Raw genomic sequence first — 23,623 nt, forward strand, 5'->3', positions numbered from 1 at the left:
GAAGCATTGATTCCGGCTCGCGATCCGCGGCTTGTTCGCCGCGTCCCGGCTCGCTTACGGTCACGGTCAATCCGGACGGAACGCCTAATCCTGCCGCCGCCCGGAATCCGCACCGACTCACGTGTGGCAGGAGCGGGGGAACCAGGTAAGCCGCCGGCCGGAGGGATCCGGTACGGCTTGGGGTCAAGTCGCGCACCATCGCGGCCGGGCATCTCCAGTCCGAACCCGACAGCTCACCTCGCAGGCGCCGGAGAGGAATTCCCCATGCCCGCAAAAGGCAAGCACCGTCGCACGAAGACCGGCCCGATCTCCCGGGGCGTCATCGCCGCAGGGACCGGCGGCGCCGTTCTCGCCCTTCCGTTGATCGGCGCCACCGGCGCCCACGCCGCCGAGCAGGCCGCGCCGGCCAAGTCCGTCGCCGCCCACAGCGCCCCCGCCTCGGCGGCGAAGAGCTCCCCGAAGTCCTACTCCGTGGTCGCCGGGGACTACCTGGCGAAGATCGCGGCCGACAAGAAGATCAAGGGCGGCTGGCAGAAGCTGTACCAGGACAACCGTGACGTCGTCGGCGAGAACCCGAGCCTGATCCTCCCGGGCATGAAGCTGACGCTCGGTGGCAAGGCGTCCGGCTCCGTGGAGAAGCCGGCCGAGGCCGCGCCCTCCAAGGCGGCACCGTCGACGGTGAAGAAGGCCGCCCCGGTCGAGAAGACGGCCGCCCCGGTCGAGGAGGCGGCTGTTCCGGCAGCCGAGACCGCCGACTCCGGCGCGTCGCAGAGCAGCAGCTCCGGCTGGGCCGCCCCGGTCGAGAACGCCAACGTCACCACCCAGTACCGCGCCTCCGGCGCAAGCTGGTCCAGCGGCTACCACACCGGCTCCGACTTCCAGGCGGCCTCCGGCACCAGTGTCCGGTCCATCGGTCCGGGCACCGTGGTCTCCGCGGGCTGGAGCGGCTCGTACGGCAACGAGGTCGTCATCCAGCACAGCGACGGCATGTACTCCCAGTACGCGCACCTGTCCTCGCTCGAGGTCTCGGCCGGCCAGACCGTCACCGGCGGCCAGCAGCTCGGCCTCTCCGGCTCCACCGGCAACTCCACCGGCCCGCACCTCCACTTCGAGGTCCGCACCGGCCCGAGCTACGGCTCGGACGTCGACCCGGTCGCCTACCTGCGTTCGCACGGCGTCTCCATCTGAGACGCACCGCCCGAGGGTGGATGAGCGGGGAGAGGGGCGGTGCGCCGAGGCGCACCGCCCCTCTCCTTATTCCGGCTTTACCAAAAACTGACCGGGTGGTCTTTATCACCACCCGTCAACCCCCTATTACGGTCGCGTAGGTCACATTAGAAGGTGCAGGATAAGCCCTTGTGGCAGACGATTCGAGAAACAGACGACGAGGCATCATCGGGTCGTACGCGGCGATCGGCGACAGCTTCACCGAAGGCGTCGGAGACCCCGGACCCGACGGGACGCTCGTCGGCTGGGCGGACCGGTTCGCGGTCCTCCTGGCGGACCAGCTCCCGGTCCCGCATGCGGTGGTCGGCCCGCCGGACGACACGCACGGGAACTTCCGGTACGCCAATCTCGCCGTACGCGGACGCCTCCTCGACCAGATAGTCGAGGAGCAAGTCCCCCGCGCAAAGCAGCTGGCACCGGATCTGGTGAGTTTCTGCGCGGGCGGCAACGACATCCTCCGTCCCGGTTCCGACCCGGACGACGTGGCGGAACGCTTCGAGCGTGCGGTCGCCGAGCTGACACAGGCCGTCGGCACCGTCATGGTCACCACCGGCTTCGACACTCGTGGCATCCCCGTGCTCAGGCACCTGCGGGGCAAGATCGCCATGTACAGCGCACATGTGCGGTCCATCGCCGACCGCTACGACTGCCCGGTGCTGGACCTTTGGTCCCTGCGGTCCGTGCAGGACAGGCGGGCCTGGGACAACGACCGGCTGCACCTCTCGGCGGAGGGGCACACCTGGGTGGCGCTGCGCGCCGCCCAGGTCCTCGGCCTCGATGTGCCGGCCGACCCCGACCAGGTGTGGCCCCCGCAGGCACAGCGCGGGACGCTCGAGGTGCGGCGCGACGACATCCAGTGGGCGCGTGAGTACCTCGTCCCGTGGATCGGGCGCCGACTGCGTGGCGAGTCCTCCGGGGACCACGTCGCTGCCAAGCGCCCCGATCTGCTGCCGCTCTGACGAGCCGCGTCGGCTCGTCGGTGCTGGCTCCTCGGCGCGGCTCGCGAGTGAGCCCTCAGCAGCTCCTCAGCGGCTCACGAAGGGCAGGGTGCGCCTGGCCGGATCCGGGAACGTGATCCCGTCCGGATCCGGCGGCACGAGCCCGTCCGGGGCGGGTATCCGCACCGGACGGGTGGGTATCCGCTCCAGCACACCGCCCGCGAAGACGTCGTACAACGGCAGCGTCTCCAGGTGTACATAGCCGATGTGGCAGTCGCACACGTCGCGCGGGCAGCCGCGCGGGCCGAGCGAATCCCGGTAGCTGCCGTCGTAGAGATTGCCCAGCTCCGCACGGACGAAGTGGCAGCGCCGCACCGTCCCGTCACCGTCCACCGAGACGACGGACTCCCCGGTCCGGCAGGGCAGCCCGGCCGAGCGGTGCGGATGCCTGCTGTAGGGGAACAGCGGATCCAGGTCCGTCCAGCGGGCCGCCTGCTCGTCCGTGTAGGTCTGCCCCTCGGCGGCGTTGACCCAGAGGTACACCTCGGGCGGCAGCGCGGAGCGCAGTCGGCGGGCCTCCTCCAGATGCTCGTCGAGGCCGACGACACCGACGCTGTACCGCACCCCGAGGGCCGTCAGCTCCCGGCACCGGCCGAGGAAGCGCTCGTACGGTGTCTGCCCCGGGTGGTAGGTGCACCACAGGGCGACCCTGTCGCGCTCCGCCCCCGCCAGCCAGCCGGTACGGCCGCTGAGATTGGTCTGGATGGCGACCCGGCCGATGTGCGGCAGCCGCGACAGCTCGACGAGCGCCTTCCGGTACCAGGACCGCACCAGGCCCTCCCCCCACGGGGTGAACAGCACCGACAGGCGGTCACCGGTCTGCGCGGCGGCCCACGCGGTGAACCGCTCCAGGGCCGCACGGTCGGACCGCAGCTGCTCACCCGTGTCCCGTCGCTTGGCGAAGGGGCAGTAGGGACAGTCGTAGTCGCACGAGGCCAGCGGGCCCCGGTAAAGGATCGTCAGGTCCATGCTCACCGGCCCACTCACTTCGCCTCGTACGCGGCCATCGCGGCCCGTACCCCGGGCGAGAAGAGCTCCGGGCCCAGGGCGTCGGAATGGGCCAGCCCCTCGGGGGAGAGGCGCAGCAGGGCGGGCCCCGCCGAGCCGTCCAGCCAGCCGCGCCCGCCGAAGAGCTCCAGCTCGGCGGGGAAGTCCTCGTACGGATCCGTGCCGAAGCGCTCCCGGTACTCGGCGGGCCGCAGGCCTTCGGCCTGGAGAAGGGACTGCAGGAGGTGGCGCCGGCGCGCCTCCCCGTCGTCGACGTACCGGCCGACCTCCGCCCTGGAGAAGTCCGCCGTGGTGGTGAAGTCGTCGATGATGCCCCGGATCTCCCGCATGTCCACCGCGTAGTCGAAGGAGTAGTGGAGGGAAGAGGTGTACGAGCGGGCGCCGCAGCCCAGCCCGATCATGCCGTCGGTCTGGCACGCGTAGTCGTCCGGGCCGGTGCGGGGAGCGTCCGCGCGGCGGAACATCCGCATCGACACCTGCTCGTAGCCATGGGCCAGCAGATGGTCGCGGCCCTCCCGGTACAGACGCAGCCGCTGCTCGTCCCAGGCCGTGTCCTGGCCCTCCGGCTTCTTCGTCCCCTCCAGTACTTCCTTCCCGGTGCCCAGCCGTCCGAGGCCGGTCAGCGGGCGCACGTACAGCGGGTAGAGGTACAGCTCCTCCGGGCTCCAGGCGAGGGCGGCGTCGAGCGAGGTGCGCCAACTGGCCTCGGTCTGCCCCTCGATGCCGTAGATCAGGTCGATGTTGAGGACCGGGATGCGGGCATCGCGGATCCTGCCGAGAGCCGCCTCCACCGCCGAGCGGTGCTGCGGGCGGACAGCGGCCCTGGCCTCGGCGTCGACGAAGCTCTGCACCCCGATGCTGATCCGGGTGGTGCCCCGGGCTGCCAGCACGGCCAGCCGGTCCGCCGTCGCCGTCGACGGCGAGGTCTCGACCGACAGGGGCACCGCTCCCAGGTCTGCGCCCATCCGCTTCTCCGCGATGTCGCAGAGGCGCTCCAGCTCACCAGCGGTGAGGAAGGTGGGGGTGCCTCCGCCGAACGCTGCGGCGGCGAAGCGCACCGGCTCGTCGTCGCCCAGGGCGTCCCGGACGGCGGTGGCCTGCCGGTCGAGCGCGTCGAGGTAACGGGTCGTCAGCTCCTCGGGGGCGCCGATCCGGGTGAACAGGTTGCAGAAGCCGCAGCGGACCTCGCAGAACGGTATGTGGAGGTAGAGGGAGAGAGCGTCCTTGCGCTCCGCCGCCCAGAGCCCGGTCAGCAGCGGACGGCCGGCGGGGTGGGCGTCGAGCGGGCGGTAGGCGGTCTTGTGCGGGTAGGCGTACACGTAGCTCCGGTACGGGCCGGTGCCGGAGCTCGTGGCGGTGCTGTGGGTGGTGCCGGTCATCGGGTCGCCCCTGGGTCGAGGAAGAAATGGGCATAGGGCACGGTCCAGACGGCCTCGTGACCGATCCTGTGTCCGGTGTAGCCGTCGTCGCCGTACGCCGTTCCGTGATCGGAGCAGACGATGGCGAAACACCTGCGGCGGCTGCTCGCGGCCGCGAAGAGGCGCCCGATGTGCCGGTCCACGTACTCCAGGGCCGCGGCGTGGGTGGCCCTGGAGTCCCCCGTGCCGGCGGTGGCGCCGGGCAGGTGGAACCAGTTGGGCTGGTGCAGCGCCGACACGTTCACGAACAGCAGAAGCCGCTGGTCCTGCGGGAGTTCCGCGACGACCTGCTCGGCGCATGAGACCTGCGCCTCGAAGGACGTCGGAGAGGCGACACCGAACTCCGGCTCCCAGTGGCTCTCCTGGAACATGTCGGGCAGTACCGAGCCGAGCGGGCGGCGGCGGTTGAAGAAACCCACACCGCCGACGCACACGGTGCGATAGCCCACGGCGGCGAGGCCGGAGAGGAAGTCGGGGGTTTCGTGGACGAAGGTGCCGCCGGCGGTCGACTCGCTGCCCGCGAAGCGGGCGGCGAACAGCCGCGGATGAGGACCGGGTGCGGCAGGCGTCGGCAGGAAACCGGCGAAGATCGCCTGGTGGGACGCGTAGGTGAAGCTGCCCGGCGCGTGCCGCTTCTCCCAGACGCCGCCGGGCAGGTGCCGGGCCAGATTCGGGATGCGCCCGGCCGCGGCCAGTTCCTCCGCCACGTCGAACCGCAGGGTGTCCAGGGTGACGAGCAGGAGATCGTGGCTGCCCACGATCGCGTTCATGTCGGGGGCCGAGGCCTCGGCGTCGCGGGACGTGGGATCGTCCAGGGTCTCCGCATCGCGGCACGTGGGATCAGAGGGCATCGATGGCACGGTCGTTCCTTGCTCGGCCGTCGCTGGTCCGGCCGGTCTTTCGGCGGTCGTCGCCCGACCGGCCGTCGTATGAAGAAGTCGCGAGCACTGCGGCGATCTGCGCGCCGTAGGTGTCCAGGCCCTCCGCACCGCTGCCCGGCAGGCCGGTCAGACGTGGCAGGAGATCCCCGAACGCATTCACCTCGCCGACGGTGAAGCGCCGCCAACCGGTCGTCGGCAGCAGATCGACGCCCACGCACAACGTCTCCCGGAAGCAGGCCGCGGCGCGCTCGCACACGGCCAGGGCCTCCCTCCAACTGCCGCCCGCCGCCTCGACGGCGGCACGTACCTCGTCCAGATCACCGCGTGCGCCGCCCAGGTGCAGATTGGTCATGGGGGACCGGCTGGTCCGCACGACGGCGTGCGTCGCCCGCCCTGCGACCACCACGACCCTGAGGTCGGCGGCCCGCCCCCGCTGGGAGGCCTTGGACAGCCAGCGCTCGATGTGCAGTCCGTCCGGGGCCAGCGCGTCGACGAGTGCTCCCACCTCGCGCTCCGTCGTGCAGTGCCGCACCCGGAGCGAGTTGAACAGCCGGCCCTCCTCGTCCCGCTCCACGGAGGTGGCCGCCCGGATCCTGCCCGGTCCTGCCGTTTCCAGGGCCATCACCCCGGAGGCGGAGGAACCGTGCGCGGGCTTCACGAACACCCTTGGCATCCGGTGGTCCGCCATCAACCGGCGCACGTCGGCCCATCCCCGCACGGGGTCCGCGCCGGGGCCAGAGGTGGGGGATTCCGGCACGGGTACCCCGGCAGCGTCAAGAACGCCGTGGCAGAGCCGCTTGTCGAACAGCACCGCGATGTCCCGGGGGCCGTCCAGCAGCACCGCACCCGCCGCCGCGGCTGCCCGCGCCACCTCCTGTACGGCCGAGGTGAAGCGTGCGTACCAGCGGGCCGAACCCTCGACCCTGGTCGGATCATCGCCCCCGCGCAGCAGACGGTCCACCTCGGCGTCCTCACCGGGCGAATCGATGCGCACGGTCTCCCCCGGAAGGAAGACCGCCTCTCCCCGCAGCACCTCCAGCCAGGACACCGTGCGCGCGGCGGGAAGCCCGGCGTCGCGCACGGCGTCCTGGAAGAGGCCGACCCTGCGGTTGGCGGGGATACCGACGACCGCGAGGCGCGGCGGCCCGCTATTCGGCGCCGGCGGCACAGCGGGCCTCGTCGTACTTGCTCATCGGGCCCTCACTCCGCGACCGCGGTGTAGCGGCCCTCGGGTCCGCGGTCGTCCCACGGCTCGCAGCGTCCGGACAGATCGACCGAGACACCGTGCGGCTCCAGGGCCTCCGCGACACGACGCTCCATCGGCACGGTGAGGAAGTGGTGGTGCAGGTCGAGCGAGGCGAGATGGGTGAGCGGCTGACCTTCGAGCAGGGCGGCCGCGCCCTCGTCACCCAGCGTGCCGTTCGACAGGTCGAGCGTGCGGAGCTGGGCCACGACCGGTGCCGAACCGATCGCGGCCGCGATCTCGTTCTGCAACTCGCTGTTGCGCAGACCCAGGTGGCGCAGCCGCGGGAAGCGGGTGCCGGTGAGCAGTGGCGCAAGATCCGGGACGACCACGTCGCCCCCGTACGAGGAGACGCCGAGCCAGAGTTCCAGACGCTCCAGGGCCGGCAGCTCGCTGCCCAGTATCCCGCGCAGCGCCTCTGCGGGCAGTCCCCCGCTCTCGACGACGAGCCCCTGCAGGGACCCGTGCTTGACGGGCGGGAATATCAGGGCCGTGCCGCCGCGCACACCGAGATGGGTCAGGCCGGGGAAGGCGTTGAGCAGCGCGGTGACGTCCGACTGCTCGATCCACGAGATCTCGGCCTCCTCCGCCACCAGGTCTCCGACGAAGACGGCCCTGAGCGAGGTCAGCCGGTCGGCCGCGGCGACGACGAGCCCGATGGGATAGGCCGATGTCTCCTCGTACGACTCGCCCCACTGCCCGATGATGAGGGCTTCGACCTGTGACGGATCGACGGCTTCGAGGAAGGCGTTGAACTCAGCCTCCCAGCTGCTGTCATCGTAGTCCGGGTGGTAGGGGTCGACGCTGATGCGCCAGGCCGCGGCTGCGGCCGGGGGGCGGGTCGTCCCTTCGGTCTCGCGCTGGAAATCGACGGCCGGGAGGCCGAGCAACTCGTGCAGACGGTCCGCGTCGGACATGGCACTGAGCTCCTGATACTGGGGGCGACTGATGTCCGCAAGGTTTATCAAGTGCCACTGACAGTGGCGTGACCGGCCCCGGGCCGCTGCCGATGTCAGACCCCTCTCGTAGCGTTTTCCCTGTGGCCGGCACGAAGGGTGCCGGGACGGAGGGGAGACGTCTGTGTACCGGCAGGGTGACGTTTTGATGGTCGCGATCGAGGAGTCCGAGGTGCCCGCGCGCTTCCTCGACGCAGCGGGTGAACTGCGCGACGGGCGGGGGAGGATGGTCCTGGCGCTGGGCGAGGTCACCGGCCACGCCCACGCGGTCCAGGGCCCGGGGCGGCTGATGCGGGAGGCGGGGCCGTTCGGCCCGATGCTGCTCCATCTTCCCGAGGGCGGACGCGTCGTCCATGAGGAGCACGCCGCGATAGCGCTGCCGAAGGGGTGGTTCCGCGTCGTCCGCCAGCGCGAGTACGCCCCCGGCGCGGTCCGGATCGTCGCGGACTGACCCTTCCCGTGTGGGTGTGGGTGTGGGTCGTGCGGGTGTCGACGCCGGGGGTCCGGTGACGTGTGGTCAGCAAACAGGAACAGGGGACGGGGAGTACCGATGCAGTATGTGAACGCGTGGCGGGCTGTTGCGGCGGCGACGGGCGGGGCCGACCGGAGTACGGCCGAGGACGGGGTGAGGCTCGCCTACCGAAGCGCCGGACTGGCGGAGCCGGAGCGCATCGTATGGGCGGACTCGCCCAAGGCAGCCGTCGAGCTGGTGGAGAAGTTGTCCGACGCGGGACGCTCGGTGCGAGAAGACGTGCGCACCCGCCCCTGGGCGGAGGAACGGCGCCGGATCTACGACGAACTGGGCCCCGCCGGCTGGTCCGCCCTGTGGTCCGCCACCGGGGCCCAGCTGTGGGAGACCACGGCCGCACTGGCCGAGCGGATACGCGCCGGAGTCGTAGCCGAGCTCGCCACGCGGCCCGAGGAGGAGTCCGACGTCCGACTCGTGCTGCTGGACGCTGTCCTCGGCCAGCACGACGCGGCCTGGCTCGCGGCCTTCGACGGCCGTGGTGACCGGCTGACCGGACTGGCCGAGGTCGCCAGGAACGCCGGCTGGTGGTGGCCCTACGAGCGCGTCGCGGTGATCTGCGAGCGGCCTGAGACGCTCCACCGCGACGAGGCGGGACGGCTCGACCGGGGCGACGGACCGGCCCTCGCCTACCCGGACGGCTTCGCCCTGTACGCCTGGCGCGGAATGCCCGTGCCGGTCGAATTCCTGGACGGCCTGGCGAGCCTGACGCCTGAGCGGATACGTGCCGAGGAGAACGCGGAGCTGCGCCGTGTGATGCTCGAGTACTACGGCTACGACCGTTATCTCGCCGAGTCGGGTGCGGAACCGGTGCACCGGGACGAGACCGGGATCCTCTGGCGCATCGCGATGGAGGGCGACGAGGACGTGGTGATGGTCGAAGTCGTCAACTCCACCCCCGAGCCCGACGGAACGCACCGCACCTATTGGCTGCGGGTACCGCCCAGGACCCGTACCGCGAAGGAGGGCGTCGCCTGGACCTTCGGGCTCGAGGGCGAGGTCTACGCGCCGGTGCGCCAGACCTGACCGGACATGAGGCCGCGCTCGGGCGTGTGGGGGCGGAAGGTCTCAGGCGGTCAGAGCCGCGTGGTCGATGCCGAGTTCGCGGGCGAGCGCCTCCTCGGTCCACTGCAGCATCGTGGCCCGGGAGAGCGGACCCGCGTACGACGTCATCTGGACGGCCAGCCCGTCCAGAAGGGCCGTCAGCCGCCAGGCCACGGACATCGGGTCCTCGCAGTGGAACTCACCCGCCGCGGCACCTTCCTCGATGACCTCGGCCAGTTCCGCCTTCCACTCCTGGTCGAGGTCCCTGGCCACGTCGCGCAGCACCGGATCACGCAGGGAGGACGCCCAGCCTTCGATCCACAGCCGCCACCCCTTGGCCTGACCGGTCGGCGCGTACCAGCGGACAGCGGCGCGGAGCCGCCGGACCGCGCTGGTACGACGCGTCAGCAGCTTGCGCAGATGAGCCAGATCGGCCTCCGCCGCGTAGGCGAACGCGGCGGCAACCAGCTTTTCCTTGGACGAGAAGTGGTAGAGCACCAGGGCGTTGCTCACCCCGAGGACGGCGGCCACGTCGGCGATCCGGACCGCGGACACGCCCCGGACCTCGATCTGCTCGACGGCAGCGCGCAGGAGCTCCTCACGACGCTCCGCCACGCTCAGCCGTACTCTCGCCACGCGGTCAGCCTAACCAACGCGCTGGTACGGACGGCCGCCCCCCGTGCCCGGTGGCCTGCCGGCCCGGTGCCGGTCGTCGGCCACCCCCGTGCCCGATGGCCTACCGGTACCAGCCGAACCGCTCGGCCATCACCGGCAGACGGTCCGCGACGAGCGCGTGCGCCGCCGCACGCGGCGTGCAGCCGTCAGCCGCCGCCCGCTCCAGGACGTGGTCGATGAGGGCGCGCATCGAGCGACGGGTATGCCGGAACGCCTCCTCCGCGTCCGGCCCGATGTCCCCGAAGAGTGTCCACCACCACCACGCGTTCGTACCTGAGTTGACCACCACATCGGGCAGCACCGTGATCCCGCGCTCGGCGAGCAGTGACTCGGCTTCCGGAAGCACCGGCATGTTGGCGGCCTCGACCACCCAACGCGCACTGACCAAGGCCTGGTTTCCGGGGCCCACGGCGTAGGACACGGCGGCCGGCACCAGCACCTCCGCGTCGGCGGCCAGCCAGGCATCGGACGGCAGCTCCTGATCCCCGTGCCGCAGCACACCGCGGTCCACCGTCCCGTGCGCGTCACGCGCGGCCAGCAGCGCCTCGACGTCCAGGCCGGCCGGATTGCTGATCGTTCCCTTCACATCGGCGACGGCGACGACCGTCAGTCCGGCCCGGGAGAGGAAGCGGGCCGTAGCGCCGCCCATCGTGCCGAGCCCCTGGAGGGACACACGGGCGTCGCTGTGCGGCACACCCGCCCGGTCCAGTGCGGCGAGCGTGCATTCCGCCACCCCGCACCCGCCGACCAGCTCGTCCAGGCCGATTCCGTCGACCGCGACGGCGAAGGCCTCCGCCAGCCGCCGCCGCGCCCCCGCCTCGTCGTCCAGCAGGGGGTAGGCCGCCTGAACGGTGGAGACGAGGCCGGCCTCCGCAGCGGCCCGGTCGACGAGGTCCTGACTGAGCCCGAGATCCTCGCCGGTCGTCCATACATGCTCGACGTACGGACGCATCGCCCGCAGGAAGCGGACCAGTACCCCGTAGGCGGCGGGGGCACGCGGATCGCAGTCGATGCCGCCTTTGGCGCCGCCCAGCGGGATGTAGCGCGCTCCCGGGTTGCCGGCGTCGAAGTGCAGGGCTTCCTTCATCGACATGCCACGCGCCAGACCCGCCACCTCCGCGAGGGTGCAGCCCTCCCTCATCCGCAGCCCCCCGCTCGACACGCCGCGTACCAGCCGGTCGACGACGAGATAGCCCTCGGTGCCGGTGACATGGTCCGTCCAGGTCAGGGAGATCAGTGGAGCCGGGGAGGGGGACGTCATGGGACCGCTCCTGGAGCACGCGAATCGATTTACTGAACAGCGAGTCAGTATCGGTAGGCGGAACACGGCTGTCAACGCGAGCGGAGGGCCGGATGTGAGATTGCCGTGCGCCGGATCCGGAATCCTGCGGAGGGCGCGGACGTTGGATTCGGCATGACGGACTTCGAACCCGCGCGCGAGGCGCTGCTCCGACTCCTCGGGGAGTACGACGGTGGGGTGCTGGTCACCCTCAAGCGCGACGGGCGGCCGCAGCTGTCCAACGTGAACCACGCCTACTACCCCGAGGAAGAGGTGATCCGCGTGTCCATCACGGAGGGCCGGGCCAAGACCCGCAACCTCCGCCGGGACCCGCGGGCGAGCTACCACGTGACCAGCGACGACCGGTGGGCCTGGACCGTCGCCGATGTCACGGCCGAGCTGACCCCGCCCGCCGCCGACCCCCACGATGCCGTCGTGGAGCAGCTCGTCGCCCTCTACCGGGACGTCCAGGGTGAGCATCCCGACTGGGACGACTACCGCCGGGCGATGGTCCAGGACCGCAGGGTCGTCCTCACCTTGCGGATCGGACATGTCTACGGCCAGCCGCGTGCCTGAGGAAGCGCTCCTGCCGGCACTGCTCCGGAGAGCGCGGGCGTGTGCTCCGTTCACCGTCGAGCCCTCGCCCTGTCGTACCTCCCGACCATAATGAGACGACCGACTCCCTCTGGAGATGCTGTGACCGGCGCAGACCATCAGCCCACACTCCGTACCCGACTCCGCTCGCTGCGGCCCGACGCCTTCGGGGCGGACCCCGCCGGGGCACGCATGGAGCGGATCCGCCGCTCGCCGAATTTCGCCGACGGAGTGTTCCAGAATCCGGAAGGGGCCCGGACCAGGCCGTCCGGTTCCATGCTCGAATTCGCCAAGGTGTACTTCCGCAAGGAGGAACGCGCACGCAGATCCCCGCTCGGCACGGTGCCCGTGCACGCCACTACCCTGGCGGACCTGGCCGCACCCCCGGCCACGGGCCTGCGGGTGACCTGGCTGGGCCACTCGAGCGTGCTGACCGAGATCGACGGCCGCCGGGTGCTGTTCGACCCGGTCTGGGGCGAGCGCTGCTCGCCGTTCGCCTTCGCCGGCCCCAAGCGGCTGCACCCCGTCCCGCTGCCGCTGGCCTCGCTCGGGCCGGTCGACGCCGTCGTGATCTCCCACGACCACTACGACCACCTCGACCTGCCTACGATCAAGGCACTGGCGGGTACGGACACGGTCTTCGCGGTGCCGCTCGGTGTGGGCGCGCACCTGGAGCGGTGGGGTGTGCCCCTGGACCGCATCCGCGAGCTCGACTGGAACGAGACGGTGGAGATCGCGGGCATCAGCCTGACCGCGACTCCCGCACGGCACTTCTGTGGGCGAGGACTGCGCAACCAGCAGCACACGCTCTGGGCGTCGTGGGTCGTCACGGGCCCGGAGCACCGGGTGTACCACAGCGGGGACACCGGCTATTTCTCGGGCTTCCAGGACATCGGGGCCGAGCACGGCCCCTTCGACGTGACGATGATCCAGGTCGGTGCTTATTCGGAGTACTGGCCCGACATCCACATGACACCTGCCGAGGGCCTGCGGGCACACCTGGACCTGCAGGGCGGCACACCGCACGGTGCGCTGCTGCCGATCCACTGGGGCACCTTCAACCTCGCCCCGCACCCGTGGTCGGAGCCGGGGGAGTGGATGAAGGACGCCGCCGACGAGGTGGGGCAGGCGCTGGCGCTCCCCCGGCCGGGCGAGCCGTTCGAACCGTCGGGGAAGCTCCCCTCGGATGCCTGGTGGCGTGCGGTGTCGTCGCCTACTGCGAGTCCGTGGCGTCCGAAGGTGACGGATCCGGCACCGGTGCACCGTGACGAGGTCGACCTTGCGGGCGAGCGGTGACGGAAGGGCGAGGTGATCTCGAGTAGCTGTCTCAGCTGCTGAGTGATCTGTCCGCCCGGCCGGAGCCCGTTTCCAGGGCTCCGGCCGGGCCGAACATGACCGACACCGGGGCGGCGAAAAGGTTGGTCTGCGGGCCCGGCGGAACCGGGTAACGTCTTTGTCATGTTCTTCCAGGCGCCGATTTACGAGTGAGAGCGTTGATGGGCCCCTGCTGACGTCCTCCGACGTCGCCGCCCGTACCCACCGACGAATCCGTAGATCACTTCACTTCATTACCGGGAGAACCCGTGACCGTGAGCAAGAACATCAACAACCCCGTTGGCATGGGCGGCGGCCAGCGCAAGAAGCTGTCCCGCACCGAACGCCAGAACAACGGTCCGCACCGCAACCTCGACCGCCAGGGTGCAGCCGACCAGAAGGCGGAGCTGGTGCGCAAGATGCGCGAGAAGGCAGGCGCAGCAAAGGGCGCCGGGCAGGCGGGCGACGACACCGCACGGAGCTGACGCACCGCCGCCGCAGGGCGGCACCGCACGGGGCAGGGCCCGGACCGCGACGCGCGGTCCGGGCCCTGCTGCCACACCGGGCCTGGCCGGTCCCGCTCAGCTCTCGGCCCGACCACCCACGTCTCGGCAGCCCTGTCTCCGCCACCACCCCGAGCTGCACCAGCAGCTCAGCGCGTTCCCTGTGCCCAGCCCGGGCGATACCGCTGTCAGGCACTGTCCGGCGGATCACGGAGTCGTAGCCTCGAGATCATGCACCGCACTCTGACTGAGCACGCCCGGTGTCTCTACGGAGATGAGTACCGATCCACGCCGGAGTGCCGGCTTGAGCACCGTGAGCATTACTTCGTCGAGGAGCTGACTTTTGCCGACGTCGAATCGATCCTCGCAATGCTCCATGAGCTCAGCCCGCATGTGGTCGATGGCCACCTGCCGGTCTGGATCCGGAACCTGGCATATCGGCTGGTACTCCTGCAGCGGCCGGATGAACCGGCACTGCTGCGGGAGGCTGCGGAGAATTTGTGGATGCACGGCCCGGACTGGGATGACATCGCAGCTGACATGGTGAGGCGAGCCGACGCCCTCTGTCGGGGCGAAGCGGGCTGATCACGACGCGAGCCGGAAGAGTATCGATGCAACCGTGACGGTTCCGAGGAAGACGCAAGGCATCTTGCCGTAACGGGTGGCGACCGCATGGGAGTGGTCCTTCAGTCCGCTGATGGTCCGCTCGACCTCGGTGCGGCGCCGGTAGCGGTCGCGGTCGCCGTCGAAGACGGTGGGTCTGCGGCCTGCGCTGCCTCTTCGGTGGCGGTGGGCCCTTCGGTCCTTCGGCTCCGGGAAGGTGTCGCTTCGTCGTACGCACCATCGGTTGCGGCGCGAGCTGTAGGCCTTGTCGCCACTGACGTGGTCGGGCCGGGGCCGGGGCCGGGGCCGAGGTCGTGCGGTCGGCGGGCGGTGGACCCCCACCCGGTTCAGGACCTCGATCACCTGCGGGGCGCCGCCCCACTGACCCGGCGTGAACAGGGGGCCATCGGGCGGCAGCCACGCGGAGTCGACGCCGACCACCGACCCGGTCGGCGTCCGCCGGGACCGCCTGCGAGCAGAGAGGCGGCCACTCCAGGGAACGAGGTCAGGAAAAGTAATCCTCCGCGTCTTCCATCTCGCTGCTCATCAGGCGCATCATTGCCACGTATTTTTCGTGCCCGAGATAATAAGCCCCCGTGTGATGCGCAAAGAAGAAGCGCCCGTCTCTATCCATGAGGATGGTGGCCCCGTCGTAGGAGTCGTACCCCACCGGGAAGAGTGGCACACCGAGGTTTGCGGCTAGCTCAGAAATCTCCTCGGCATCTCCCTTGAAGACGAGATGCGGGGTGAAGATTGCGAAATTTTCCGGTGCTGTATCGATGACAGCCCGCAGAAACGCATGCTCCCGAATGAAAGCTATGGCAGGCTCGGAAGGTTCGATTTTCACGCCGTAGGACCGGTATCGCGCGACAACGGTCGCAATCGCTTTGGATACCACTTCCTCTCCGGCGTCACGCCCCGGGTGCCACCCGGCTTCCGTCAGCCACGCATCTACTTCTTCGGCTGTGGAAAGAATCGGCATTTCTCCTCTCCTGGCTGTGTGTCGCAGGCGCGACGGACCGGTGGCTTCTTCCTGGCAGGACGATCGGCGCGGCCCCGAGCCGCCAGTCCTCTCCCAGCGCGTGCACATGGAGTTTGTCGCCGCCGGATCCGAACTCCAGCGGCATCCTCGTGGTCAGTGTCTTCGACAGTGTTCCCGGCAACGAGGGTGGTGTCGGGCGCGGCCGCCGGCGGATCAGGTGGCGCGCGCAAGGCAAGGGCATGCGTGGGGGCGCCGGCCCGGGCGGCCGGGAAGGCGGAATGCCATGCGTGCACCGTCGACTATCGGGTAGTCGGCAGCGCAAGGCATAACCGAGCAAGAAGGGGTTGTTCTCCATGTCCTCCTCCCTCGTCGAAACCGTCGACATCAAGGCGCCGGTCAGCGTCACCTGGGCTCTGTGGAGCGACGTGGCGCAGTGGCCGAAGTTCCTCAGCCACGTGCGACGGGTCGATCCGATGGACGAGCGCCGATTCTCCTGGCAGCTGTCCCTGCCGGGTGCCGACAAGAGCTTCGTCGCGGAACTCACCGAGGTCGTTCCGCAGGACCGGATCGCCTGGAAGACGATCGAGGGCGTGCATCACGCCGGAGTGGTCACCTTCCACCGGCTGGACGACACATCCAGCCGGGTCGCCCTGCAGATCGAGTACGACCCCAGCGGATTCGTGGAGCGCCTGGGTGCGCTGACCAACCTCGACTCGGTGCTGGCCAACTACGACCTGGGCGAGTTCCAGAAGCTGGCCGAGTCCACGGTGGCGGGCGAGAGTCCCCGGGGTCTGTGACCACGGCCCGTTCACCGGGCGTCGGAGTACCCGCAGAGGAACCGCCCGTGCGCACCTCCGGAGTGCGCACGGGCGGTTCCGTCTGTCGCAGGGCTCCCACAGGGTGTCAGCGCCTCGACGGCGCGGACGAATCGGTCGGGCGGGAGGCAGGTTCGTCCGCCTCCGCGCCCCGGTCACATACTGCATCGTCTTTCGGGCTGACCGTCGCCGCCTCGCGTGCCTCCGCCGGCCCGCGCGCGGTGCGCAGCGGTGACTGGGTCCACTCGGCGAACCACCAGACCCCTGCCACCACGCACGACCACAGGAGCCCGCCCAGCATCGCGCTCGGCCATGGCGACCGCTCCGCCCATCGCTCCACGGCGGTCAGGACCACCCAGCCGATGACCAGCACGGTCACTACTCGTACGCGCCTGTACCTGAACATTCCCGCCCGCTACCCGGTCGGCGGAGGATTACGCAGCGTGACCCCGAAGAATGTCGCCCGTAGCCCTCGCGGGGGCCACGCGGATGGGCGGCTGGGCTGCCGGCGGTGACGGTTCTGCTTTCGCCCCGTCCCGTCGCACGCCTTGTCTCTTCCCGTGGAACGGGGGTTGTCCGCGGCGGCCGGAGCGGGTGGGATGATCTCATGGAGAAAGCGCTTTCACCGACCCCCGTCGAACCCCTGGCGCCCTTTGACCACCTCGATCACCGCTACCGCGGCGAGAACCCGGTCCGTACCCTCGGCCACCTCTTCCGTCCCGACCGAGGCCGGCTTGCCCTGGCCGTCGCCATCTTCGTCGTGAAACACAGCCCCATCTGGCTTCTGCCGCTGATCACCGCCACCGTTCTCGACGTGGTCGTCCAGCACGGTCCCGAATCGGGGATCTGGAAGGCGAGCGGAGTGCTGCTGTTCATCCTCGTGATCAACTACCCGCTCCACCAGTGGTACGTGCGGTGCCTCGCCGGCAGCATCCGCCGCATGGGCATCACTCTGCGCTCGGCCCTCTGCCGCCGGATGCAGCAACTGTCCATCGGCTATCACTCGCGGGTGAGCTCGAGCGTGCTGCAGGCCAAGGTGGTCCGCGACGTCGAAGCCGTGGAGCAGATGGTTCAGCAGAGTTCCGACCTGGGTCTCGGCGCGGTGGTCACGCTGGTCGGCGGGCTCGTCGTCATCGGAGTGCGCGTGCCCGAGTTCCTGCCCGTGTTCCTCGTCGTGGTGCCCGCATCCGGATTCCTCGTGATGAAGCTGCGAGGGCGGCTGCGCAGCCACAACGAGTCCTTCCGCCGCGAGGTCGAGCATCTCTCCTCGCGCGTCGGGGAGATGACCACGCTCATCCCCATCACCCGCGCCCACGGCCTGGAACGGACAGCACTCGGCCGGGTCGACGGGTCGCTGCGCCAGGTGTTCGCGGCCGGAATGCGCCTGGACACGATCAACGGCCGCTTCGGGTCGCTGGCGTGGGTCATCCTCAACACGCTCGGCGTGCTGTGCCTCACGGGCTCCGCCCTGGTGGCGTATCACGGATGGATGGCCATCACTCCCGGCGACGTGGTGATGCTCAGCTCCTTCTTCACCGTCCTGACCGGCTCCGTGACGACTCTGCTGGGTCTGGCCCCCCTCCTCGCCAAAGGCCTGGAGTCGGTGCGTTCGGCAGGCGAGGTGCTGCAGGCACCCGATCTGGAGAACAACGCAGGCAAGGCCCGGGTCGAGAGCGTCGTCGGGCGCATCGACTTCGAGGACGCCGGGTTCGTCTACGAGGACGGTCAACCGGCCGTCGACGGGTTCACCCTCTCCGCCCGCCCGGGGGAGACCATCGCACTCGTCGGGGCCTCGGGCGCGGGCAAGTCCACGGTGCTCAACCTGCTCATCGGCTTCATCAGGCCCACCTCGGGCCGCATTCTGCTCGACGGCACGGACATGGCCGGGCTCGATCTCCGCACCTACCGGCGTTTTCTCTCGGTGGTGCCCCAGGAGTCGATCCTCTTCGAGGGCAGTATCCGCGACAACGTCACCTACGGCATGGGGAACACGGACGAGGAGACACTGATACGTGCCCTCCGGGACGCCAACGCACTCGAATTCGTGAACGACCTGCCGAGCGGTCTGGACACGGTGATCGGGGAGCGCGGCTCGCAGCTGTCGGGCGGTCAGAAGCAGCGTCTCGCCATCGCGAGGGCGCTGATCCGTGATCCCCGGGTACTGGTGCTGGACGAGGCGACATCGGCGCTCGACAACCGTTCCGAAGCCCTCGTGCAGGAGGCTCTCACCCGGCTCGTGCACGGCCGGACCGTCTTCGTCGTAGCCCACCGGCTCTCCACGATCCGGGGTGCCGACCGCATCGTGGCCATGGAGGGCGGGAGGATCGCCGAGGTGGGAACACATGAGGAACTGCTCGGCACGGGTGGTGTGTACGCGGGGCTCCAGCCTGCCAGCCCGCGGTGATGCGAGTGCCCCCGTTCCGGGCCGGCGATGACGGGGGGCCTGTGCGCGCGGGACGACCTGACACCATCCGAGGCATGCCCACCGGGGGAGTGATGTCCGCGGAGTCCGTCGTTCTCCGGTTCGGGAAGTCCCAGCGGTCCGCTCCGGCATTCACCACCGGAGCGCGGAGGCCGGCGGCGCCGTCTTCGGCGTTGCCCGGTCGTCGGCATAGACAGCGGCGGAGGGTTCCTGGCTCAGCTGCCGTGATTACATGCTTCCGGCCGACGAGGGTGGGGAGAGCCAGTGGAGCGCAGCGAGGCCGACCGGGCCGGGGTGATGACGTTCGGTGAGAGCGTACGAAGCCGTCCGGCCATCTACTTCCGGGTCGGTCGAGACAGCCCCGAGCTCCCCACCGAGGTGCTTCAAACCGTGGTGTGGGACGCGATGCACCGTCGCGACGGCTCCCACGGGAGGGTCGCGGTCGAGATCAGCTCTGACCTCGGCTTCACCGTGGAGGACGATCGGCTTCGCACTGCCGACGACCTCGGCAGACCCTTGCCCGGCTTCTACGGTTCCCTGCTCGACCACGCACGATGGGCGCCGGCGGCGGCAGCGGCCCTCAGTTCGCGGACCGTCATCGAGGTCTGGTTGGAGGGCCGCGGATATCGTCAGGAGCTGGTCGGTTCGCAGCCGGTCGGACCCTGGGAAGAGTTCGCGGCGCCGGCGGCGAACGGAACCCGGACCACCTTCCAGCTTGACCCGGCTTACTGCGCGCCGGGAGAGGCAATCGCCTGGGCTCTCGTTCCGAGTGAACTGCACGGCGAGGCATGCGGAATGCATCCCCCGATGGCAATTCGTGATCTCCGGGCCGAGGGCCGAGGGGGCAGTAGCGAGCAGAACCCGTCTACGTAGCAGAAGCCGGCCCGGTCGGACGTCTGCCGCCTGAACTGATCCGTGCACGGTGGCCTTCGATGCTCCGACCCGGTGTCGGCGTGGAGGGCACCGGTGGGCTCGCCGGCCAGGCTCGCATCCTGCGTGGGCTGTCGTACTCGACATAAGGAGTGACCGAATCAGTCCAGCTCTTCGATGACCCCCCACACCTTCCATGACGTCGACGTACCTGCGTCCGGCCATGAGCTCCTGCGCGGTCGGGACATCGTGGCACGGCTCACCGTGCCCGCGCTGGAGACGGCCGACGTCCACGAGCACTGACGCGATGTGCGAACGAGCGGAGAGCCCCGAGTGTCCGGGACTCCCCGCTCCTTCGTGCGTCCGAAGCCCCTGCGCGGGCCGCCGGATGTTCCGCACACCTGATCGATGCGCGGACGGTCGTACGGAGTTGGCGGCCAAGAGATTCGGCTACCCGTGCGAGGCGTCATACCAGAGCGGGACGCCTGGCGGGCAACTTCGACAACTGCACGCCGGACGCGGGCGATTGGCGACTACCGTGTGTGGTCGGTGATCAACGATGGGCTCATATCGGTCGAGCCTGCCCCAGCCGTTGACCCGGGCCTGACCGACCACCGTAGGTGTCACCACACGAATGCCGATTCCTGGTGCCCCACGTACCGAGGACGATGATGTCTCAACTTCGCGCACCCACAGCGCGACCGGAACGCCGCGAAGGCGGACGGCACGGCCGTCCGGGTGGCCGCTCGCACTCGACCGCGAGCCGGCCGCGTGCCGCGCAGCCCGCCCCCGACGGCCGACTGCGACCACAACTCCTGCGCTCCGCCGTCCTGCCGACCGTGGCCGCAGTGCTCAGCGGCGCAGCGGCCGTCATCTTCACCATCCGGGCCTCAGGGGTGCGTCCCTCGGGCAGCCTGCTGGCGGCGCTCGGCGGGTCCGGGGCGCTGGCCGTGGCAGCAGTCGCCGCGGCCTTCCTCGGCGCGGGCCGCATCGCCACAGGTGTGCTCGACCGTGTGCTCGCGCTCCGTCGCACCGGTGCTCAGCACCGGGCCGAACTCCAGCGCCTCGTGGAACAGCTCCGCGACGGCGAGCCCATGCCGGCCCGCCCGGCCACGCCCGCCGCCGCCCCCGACGCGGACGCGTTCGAGCTCCTCGGCCAGGAGATGGGCCACTCGCAGGACGACGCCGTGGCTGCCGTCGTCCATGCCTCGCAGCTGTTCCGCAGCAACGGGAACGAACAGAAGGTCGAGGTCTTCGTCAACCTCGCCCGGCGACTGCAGTCCCTCGTGCACCGTGAGATCCAGATCCTCGACGAACTGGAGCACGAGGTCGAGGATCCCGACCTGCTCAAGGGCCTCTTCCACGTCGACCATCTCGCCACCCGTATCCGCCGGCACGCCGAGAACCTAGCTGTGCTCGGCGGCGCCGTCTCACGGCGGCAGTGGAGCAATCCCGTGACCATGACCGAAGTGCTGCGTTCGGCGATCGCCGAGGTCGAGCAGTACCCACGGGTCAAGCTGGTCCCGCCGATCGACGGCACGCTGCGCGGACACGCGGTCGCCGACGTCATCCACCTTCTCGCCGAACTCGTCGAGAACGCCACGGTGTTCTCCGCACCACACACCCAGGTCCTGCTGCGCGCCCAGCGTGTCACCGCCGGACTCGCCCTGGAGGTCGAGGACCGGGGGCTCGGCATGCCCGGCCCCGAGCAGAAGCGGATGAACACGCTGCTCGCCGACCCCGACCAGGTCAACGTCGCCCATCTGCTGCAGGACGGGCGGATCGGGCTGTTCGTGGTCGCCTCCCTGGCCCGCAGGCACGGCATCGCCGTACGGCTGCAGAGCAACATCTACGGGGGCACCCAAGCCGTACTGGTGCTGCCCGAAGTCCTGCTGGGCATCGACATCGATGCCACGACGGCACCCGGCACCGCTCCGGCCCCACAGCCCGGAGCCCAGCACCGGCCACCTCCCGCTCACGACGCCCCGCCCCTCGCCCCGTCGCAGGCCGCGGCCCAGCCTCCGCTGCGGCTGGACGCCATGCCCCGGCAGGACCGGGGCCAAGGGCAGGGGCCTCCGCTGCCCCTGCGTGCCGAGCGGGTCGACCGCCCGAACCTCGCCGCCTCTCCGCCCGGCGGGCCGGTCCCGTCTGCCGGGCCCCTCCCGTCCGCTGGACCAGCTCAGCCGGCCCGACCGGACCTGTCTGCTGGACCGGTGCCGCTGCCCGGGAGCCCCGCGTCCGCCTCGTCGTCCTCGTCCGCCATGGACGCTGGTGCTCCCACAGAAGCCTCGGCTGCCCCTGCCACCGCGGCCGGACCCGGTCGGCCCCAGCTCCCCAGGCGCAGCAACCAGGAGCATCTGGTTCCGCAGCTCAGAGAGGCCCCGGTCCCGCGCGCCGAGGACGAGAACGCCCTGCACGACCCGGGTCTGATGGCAGCCTTCCGCCGTGGGGTCGACCTCGCCGAGGCCCGGACCGCCGAAGAGCCGGAAACCACGGACGCATACGGCGCACCCGATGCCGCGCCGGCCGCCCCCGGTGCCGCGCCGGCCGCCCCCGGTGCCATGACAGTCGGGGCACAGCGGTCACACACCCTCGCCCCGCTGCCCTTCCGCGGATCCGTCACCAACGCGACCACCGGAACGGAGCGAGTGGACCCGGGTCACCGGGGACCTCTGACGCCCGAACCGGATCCCCGAACCGAGAACATGTTCAAGGAGTAGATGCACCATGACGAGCGAAATGCCGTCCGGGCAGGTCTCGGACCTCGACTGGCTGCTCAGTGGCCTGGTCCAACGCGTGCCCTACACGCGCAGCGCCGTCCTCCTCTCGGCGGACGGCCTGGTGAAATCCGTCCACGGCATGGACGCCGACAGTGCCGACCACATGGCCGCCCTGGCCGCCGGCCTCTACTCACTCGGCCGGAGTGCCGGTGCCCGGTTCGGTGACAACGGCGACGTGCGGCAGGTGGTGGTCGAACTCGACTCGACGCTCCTGTTCGTCTCGACGGCCGGCTCCGGCACCTGCCTCGCCGTCCTCGCGGGCCGCGAGGCGGACGCCGCGGTGCTCGGTTACGAGATGGCCATGCTGGTCAAGAGCGTCCGCCCCTACCTGATGACGCCGCTCCGGCAGCCGGCCGGAGCTCCGTTCACCCCGGGGCTTTGAGGATGCCGGCCCCGCAGGACGGGCCGTTGCTCGACGACGCGGCAGGCCGGCTCATCCGCCCCTACACCGTGAGTAACGGCCGGACGAGGCCGACCACCGTGCTCGATCTGCTCTCCCTCGTGATGGCCACGGGGAGCGAGCCCCAGGTCCACCTCGGCCCCGAGCACACCGTGGCCCTCGAGCTCTGCGGCGGACCCACGTCCGTGGCAGAGGTCGCCGCCCATCTCCGGCTCCCCGCCGTCGTCACCAAGGTCCTCCTCTCCGACCTGGTCGACTGCGGCGCGGTCACCGCGCACGCCCCCGCCTTCCACGACATGCCAACCGACCGATCCCTGCTGGAGGCAGTGCTCGATGGTCTACGACGACAGCTCTGACAGCTCCGGAAGCCCCGAATTCTTTCCCGTGGCCCTCAAGATCCTGGTCGCGGGCGGCTTCGGCGTCGGCAAAACGACCTTCGTGGGTGCCGTCAGCGAGATCGCGCCGCTGAGTACCGAGGAGCTCCTCACGCAGGTCAGTGCGGCGACCGACAGCCTCGAAGGCATCGAATCGAAGTCGGCGACCACCGTGGCGATGGACTTCGGCCGGATCACGCTGTCCGCGCAGCATGTGCTCTACCTCTTCGGCACCCCCGGGCAGGAGCGCTTCTGGTTCATGTGGGACGAGCTGTCCAAGGGCGCCCTCGGCGCGGTCGTGCTGGCCGACACACGCCGGCTGGCGGAGTGCTTCGCGGCTGTCGACTTCTTCGAGCGGCGCGGCATCGGATTCATCGTCGCGGTCAACGAGTTCGACGGCGCCTACCGCTACGAACCGGAAGAGGTGCGGGCCGCGCTCGACCTCGGGCCCGAGGTACCGGTCGTCCTCTGCGACGCCAGGATCGCCAGCTCGGGCACCGGGGCGCTGGTCACCCTCGTCCAGCACCTCATCAACGCCACTGCGCCCGCGCCGATGTCGGGCTTCGGAGCACATCCGTGACTCCGCACGGGACAGGCCGGCCGCCGCGTCCCGGCGAACCGGCTGACCCACCACCGGGAGACGGCTGACTCAGTGGTGCAGGAAACCGGTGATGCGCTGCCGCAGCGATTGCGCGTCGAGGCCGTGCGCCA

General features: G+C 70.3%; 25 protein-coding genes, 1 pseudogene and 1 riboswitch. Of the genes and pseudogenes, 16 read left to right on the forward strand and 10 right to left on the reverse strand.

Annotated elements, in window-relative coordinates:
* The first annotated feature begins 100 nt into the window (after positions 1-100).
* A riboswitch (cyclic di-AMP (ydaO/yuaA leader) is annotated at positions 101-260 on the forward strand.
* 4 nt (positions 261-264) lie between these two features.
* Entirely contained in the window at positions 265-1,188 is a 924-nt protein-coding gene (locus BFF76_RS13335) for a peptidoglycan DD-metalloendopeptidase family protein (RefSeq protein WP_053929206.1), read from the forward strand.
* 170 nt (positions 1,189-1,358) lie between these two features.
* A complete protein-coding gene (locus BFF76_RS13340; protein WP_065848272.1) occupies positions 1,359-2,186 on the forward strand; it encodes an SGNH/GDSL hydrolase family protein in 828 nt (275 codons plus the stop codon).
* Positions 2,187-2,252: 66 nt separating this feature from the next.
* On the opposite strand, the gene BFF76_RS13345 is transcribed toward BFF76_RS13340, so the two are convergent.
* The 5 genes from BFF76_RS13345 to BFF76_RS13365 all read right to left on the reverse strand — a co-directional run bounded on the left by BFF76_RS13345 (position 2,253) and on the right by BFF76_RS13365 (position 7,692).
* Positions 2,253-3,194: an STM4011 family radical SAM protein gene (locus BFF76_RS13345; protein WP_031094907.1), complete on the reverse strand. Its 942-nt coding sequence runs from the start codon at positions 3,192-3,194 to the stop codon at positions 2,253-2,255.
* A gap of 14 nt (positions 3,195-3,208) precedes the next feature.
* On the reverse strand, positions 3,209-4,612 hold the full coding sequence (locus BFF76_RS13350) for an STM4012 family radical SAM protein (protein ID WP_031094908.1): 1,404 nt from the start codon (positions 4,610-4,612) through the stop codon (positions 3,209-3,211).
* On the reverse strand, positions 4,609-5,421 hold the full coding sequence (locus BFF76_RS13355; RefSeq protein ID WP_065848278.1) for an STM4013/SEN3800 family hydrolase: 813 nt from the start codon (positions 5,419-5,421) through the stop codon (positions 4,609-4,611). The genes BFF76_RS13350 and BFF76_RS13355 overlap by 4 nt, the downstream gene beginning before the upstream one ends.
* A 70-nt stretch (positions 5,422-5,491) precedes the next feature.
* Complete coding sequence (locus BFF76_RS13360; protein ID WP_031094911.1) at positions 5,492-6,700, reverse strand: STM4014 family protein; 1,209 nt, start codon at positions 6,698-6,700, stop codon at positions 5,492-5,494.
* Between the two features lie 32 nt (positions 6,701-6,732).
* Positions 6,733-7,692 (reverse strand): STM4015 family protein, encoded by a 960-nt coding sequence (locus BFF76_RS13365; protein ID WP_065848273.1) that lies wholly within the window; start codon positions 7,690-7,692, stop codon positions 6,733-6,735.
* Between the two features lie 163 nt (positions 7,693-7,855).
* Here BFF76_RS13365 and BFF76_RS13370 point away from each other — a divergent pair, with 163 nt between their 5' ends.
* Positions 7,856-8,182, forward strand: a complete 327-nt coding sequence (locus tag BFF76_RS13370; protein WP_031094913.1) for a hypothetical protein — start codon at positions 7,856-7,858, stop codon at positions 8,180-8,182.
* A 99-nt stretch (positions 8,183-8,281) separates the two neighbouring features.
* Positions 8,282-9,283, forward strand: coding sequence for a DUF6745 domain-containing protein (locus BFF76_RS13375; protein ID WP_031094914.1), 1,002 nt, complete (start codon positions 8,282-8,284; stop codon positions 9,281-9,283).
* Between the two features lie 42 nt (positions 9,284-9,325).
* Here BFF76_RS13375 and BFF76_RS13380 read toward each other — a convergent pair whose 3' ends face one another.
* Entirely contained in the window at positions 9,326-9,937 is a 612-nt protein-coding gene (locus BFF76_RS13380) for a TetR/AcrR family transcriptional regulator (protein ID WP_234316772.1), read from the reverse strand.
* A gap of 100 nt (positions 9,938-10,037) precedes the next feature.
* The gene (locus tag BFF76_RS13385) at positions 10,038-11,237 is read right to left on the reverse strand and encodes a glutamate dehydrogenase (RefSeq protein WP_031094916.1); all 1,200 of its coding nucleotides are present in this window, start codon (positions 11,235-11,237) and stop codon (positions 10,038-10,040) included.
* A 153-nt stretch (positions 11,238-11,390) separates the two neighbouring features.
* Between BFF76_RS13385 and BFF76_RS13390 the strand changes: the two genes are divergently transcribed.
* From BFF76_RS13390 to BFF76_RS13405, 4 genes are all read left to right on the forward strand, one after another.
* Positions 11,391-11,831, forward strand: coding sequence for a PPOX class F420-dependent oxidoreductase (locus BFF76_RS13390; RefSeq protein WP_031094917.1), 441 nt, complete (start codon positions 11,391-11,393; stop codon positions 11,829-11,831).
* A gap of 120 nt (positions 11,832-11,951) precedes the next feature.
* Positions 11,952-13,145 carry an MBL fold metallo-hydrolase gene (locus tag BFF76_RS13395; RefSeq protein WP_031094919.1) on the forward strand — a complete coding sequence of 398 codons (1,194 nt, stop codon included), beginning with the start codon at positions 11,952-11,954 and terminating at the stop codon, positions 13,143-13,145.
* 287 nt (positions 13,146-13,432) lie between these two features.
* Positions 13,433-13,648: a DUF6243 family protein gene (locus BFF76_RS13400; RefSeq protein WP_031094923.1), complete on the forward strand. Its 216-nt coding sequence runs from the start codon at positions 13,433-13,435 to the stop codon at positions 13,646-13,648.
* A gap of 249 nt (positions 13,649-13,897) precedes the next feature.
* Entirely contained in the window at positions 13,898-14,251 is a 354-nt protein-coding gene (locus tag BFF76_RS13405) for a hypothetical protein (RefSeq protein WP_031094925.1), read from the forward strand.
* On the opposite strand, the pseudogene BFF76_RS13410 reads toward BFF76_RS13405, so the two are convergent.
* Together BFF76_RS13410 and BFF76_RS13415 are read right to left on the reverse strand one after the other, a co-directional pair.
* Positions 14,252-14,688, reverse strand: a pseudogene (locus BFF76_RS13410) (transposase family protein); the annotation flags it as partial.
* 86 nt (positions 14,689-14,774) lie between these two features.
* Positions 14,775-15,251, reverse strand: a complete 477-nt coding sequence (locus BFF76_RS13415) for an SUKH-3 domain-containing protein (protein ID WP_031094928.1) — start codon at positions 15,249-15,251, stop codon at positions 14,775-14,777.
* A gap of 353 nt (positions 15,252-15,604) precedes the next feature.
* On the opposite strand from BFF76_RS13415, the gene BFF76_RS13420 reads away from it, so the two are divergent.
* Entirely contained in the window at positions 15,605-16,048 is a 444-nt protein-coding gene (locus BFF76_RS13420) for an SRPBCC family protein (RefSeq protein WP_031094929.1), read from the forward strand.
* 106 nt (positions 16,049-16,154) lie between these two features.
* Here BFF76_RS13420 and BFF76_RS13425 read toward each other — a convergent pair whose 3' ends face one another.
* On the reverse strand, positions 16,155-16,472 hold the full coding sequence (locus BFF76_RS13425) for a hypothetical protein (protein ID WP_031094931.1): 318 nt from the start codon (positions 16,470-16,472) through the stop codon (positions 16,155-16,157).
* Between the two features lie 201 nt (positions 16,473-16,673).
* On the opposite strand from BFF76_RS13425, the gene BFF76_RS13430 reads away from it, so the two are divergent.
* The 7 genes from BFF76_RS13430 to BFF76_RS13455 all read left to right on the forward strand — a co-directional run bounded on the left by BFF76_RS13430 (position 16,674) and on the right by BFF76_RS13455 (position 23,492).
* Positions 16,674-18,470, forward strand: coding sequence for an ABC transporter ATP-binding protein (locus BFF76_RS13430; protein WP_053929212.1), 1,797 nt, complete (start codon positions 16,674-16,676; stop codon positions 18,468-18,470).
* Positions 18,471-18,752: 282 nt separating this feature from the next.
* Positions 18,753-19,361 (forward strand): hypothetical protein, encoded by a 609-nt coding sequence (locus tag BFF76_RS13435; protein WP_065848274.1) that lies wholly within the window; start codon positions 18,753-18,755, stop codon positions 19,359-19,361.
* Positions 19,362-19,535: 174 nt separating this feature from the next.
* The gene (locus BFF76_RS34445) at positions 19,536-19,661 is read left to right on the forward strand and encodes a hypothetical protein (protein WP_275935661.1); all 126 of its coding nucleotides are present in this window, start codon (positions 19,536-19,538) and stop codon (positions 19,659-19,661) included.
* Positions 19,662-20,029: 368 nt separating this feature from the next.
* Positions 20,030-22,078 carry a sensor histidine kinase gene (locus BFF76_RS13440; RefSeq protein WP_065848275.1) on the forward strand — a complete coding sequence of 683 codons (2,049 nt, stop codon included), beginning with the start codon at positions 20,030-20,032 and terminating at the stop codon, positions 22,076-22,078.
* Positions 22,079-22,085: 7 nt separating this feature from the next.
* Positions 22,086-22,520 carry a roadblock/LC7 domain-containing protein gene (locus BFF76_RS13445; protein WP_014152748.1) on the forward strand — a complete coding sequence of 145 codons (435 nt, stop codon included), beginning with the start codon at positions 22,086-22,088 and terminating at the stop codon, positions 22,518-22,520.
* Positions 22,521-22,522: 2 nt separating this feature from the next.
* Positions 22,523-22,894 carry a DUF742 domain-containing protein gene (locus BFF76_RS13450; RefSeq protein WP_031094940.1) on the forward strand — a complete coding sequence of 124 codons (372 nt, stop codon included), beginning with the start codon at positions 22,523-22,525 and terminating at the stop codon, positions 22,892-22,894.
* Positions 22,872-23,492 carry a GTP-binding protein gene (locus BFF76_RS13455; protein WP_031094941.1) on the forward strand — a complete coding sequence of 207 codons (621 nt, stop codon included), beginning with the start codon at positions 22,872-22,874 and terminating at the stop codon, positions 23,490-23,492. Before BFF76_RS13450 ends, BFF76_RS13455 begins: the two co-directional genes overlap by 23 nt.
* Positions 23,493-23,623 lie beyond the last annotated feature (131 nt).

The organism is Streptomyces mutomycini (assembly GCF_001700505.1).
Lineage (GTDB): Bacteria > Actinomycetota > Actinomycetes > Streptomycetales > Streptomycetaceae > Streptomyces > Streptomyces mutomycini.

Coding starts and splice junctions, on each gene's coding strand:
- BFF76_RS13455 (WP_031094941.1), top strand. CDS start 22,872: ATGGTCTACGACGACAGCTCTGACAGCTCCGGAAGCCCCGAATTCTTT.
- BFF76_RS13350 (WP_031094908.1), bottom strand. CDS start 4,612: ATGACCGGCACCACCCACAGCACCGCCACGAGCTCCGGCACCGGCCCG.
- BFF76_RS13390 (WP_031094917.1), top strand. CDS start 11,391: ATGACGGACTTCGAACCCGCGCGCGAGGCGCTGCTCCGACTCCTCGGG.
- BFF76_RS13345 (WP_031094907.1), bottom strand. CDS start 3,194: ATGGACCTGACGATCCTTTACCGGGGCCCGCTGGCCTCGTGCGACTAC.
- BFF76_RS13385 (WP_031094916.1), bottom strand. CDS start 11,237: ATGACGTCCCCCTCCCCGGCTCCACTGATCTCCCTGACCTGGACGGAC.
- BFF76_RS13430 (WP_053929212.1), top strand. CDS start 16,674: ATGGAGAAAGCGCTTTCACCGACCCCCGTCGAACCCCTGGCGCCCTTT.
- BFF76_RS13415 (WP_031094928.1), bottom strand. CDS start 15,251: ATGCCGATTCTTTCCACAGCCGAAGAAGTAGATGCGTGGCTGACGGAA.
- BFF76_RS34445 (WP_275935661.1), top strand. CDS start 19,536: ATGACCCCCCACACCTTCCATGACGTCGACGTACCTGCGTCCGGCCAT.
- BFF76_RS13425 (WP_031094931.1), bottom strand. CDS start 16,472: ATGTTCAGGTACAGGCGCGTACGAGTAGTGACCGTGCTGGTCATCGGC.
- BFF76_RS13365 (WP_065848273.1), bottom strand. CDS start 7,692: ATGTCCGACGCGGACCGTCTGCACGAGTTGCTCGGCCTCCCGGCCGTC.
- BFF76_RS13450 (WP_031094940.1), top strand. CDS start 22,523: ATGCCGGCCCCGCAGGACGGGCCGTTGCTCGACGACGCGGCAGGCCGG.
- BFF76_RS13375 (WP_031094914.1), top strand. CDS start 8,282: ATGCAGTATGTGAACGCGTGGCGGGCTGTTGCGGCGGCGACGGGCGGG.
- BFF76_RS13355 (WP_065848278.1), bottom strand. CDS start 5,421: ATGAACGCGATCGTGGGCAGCCACGATCTCCTGCTCGTCACCCTGGAC.
- BFF76_RS13445 (WP_014152748.1), top strand. CDS start 22,086: ATGACGAGCGAAATGCCGTCCGGGCAGGTCTCGGACCTCGACTGGCTG.
- BFF76_RS13405 (WP_031094925.1), top strand. CDS start 13,898: ATGCACCGCACTCTGACTGAGCACGCCCGGTGTCTCTACGGAGATGAG.
- BFF76_RS13335 (WP_053929206.1), top strand. CDS start 265: ATGCCCGCAAAAGGCAAGCACCGTCGCACGAAGACCGGCCCGATCTCC.
- BFF76_RS13440 (WP_065848275.1), top strand. CDS start 20,030: ATGTCTCAACTTCGCGCACCCACAGCGCGACCGGAACGCCGCGAAGGC.
- BFF76_RS13420 (WP_031094929.1), top strand. CDS start 15,605: ATGTCCTCCTCCCTCGTCGAAACCGTCGACATCAAGGCGCCGGTCAGC.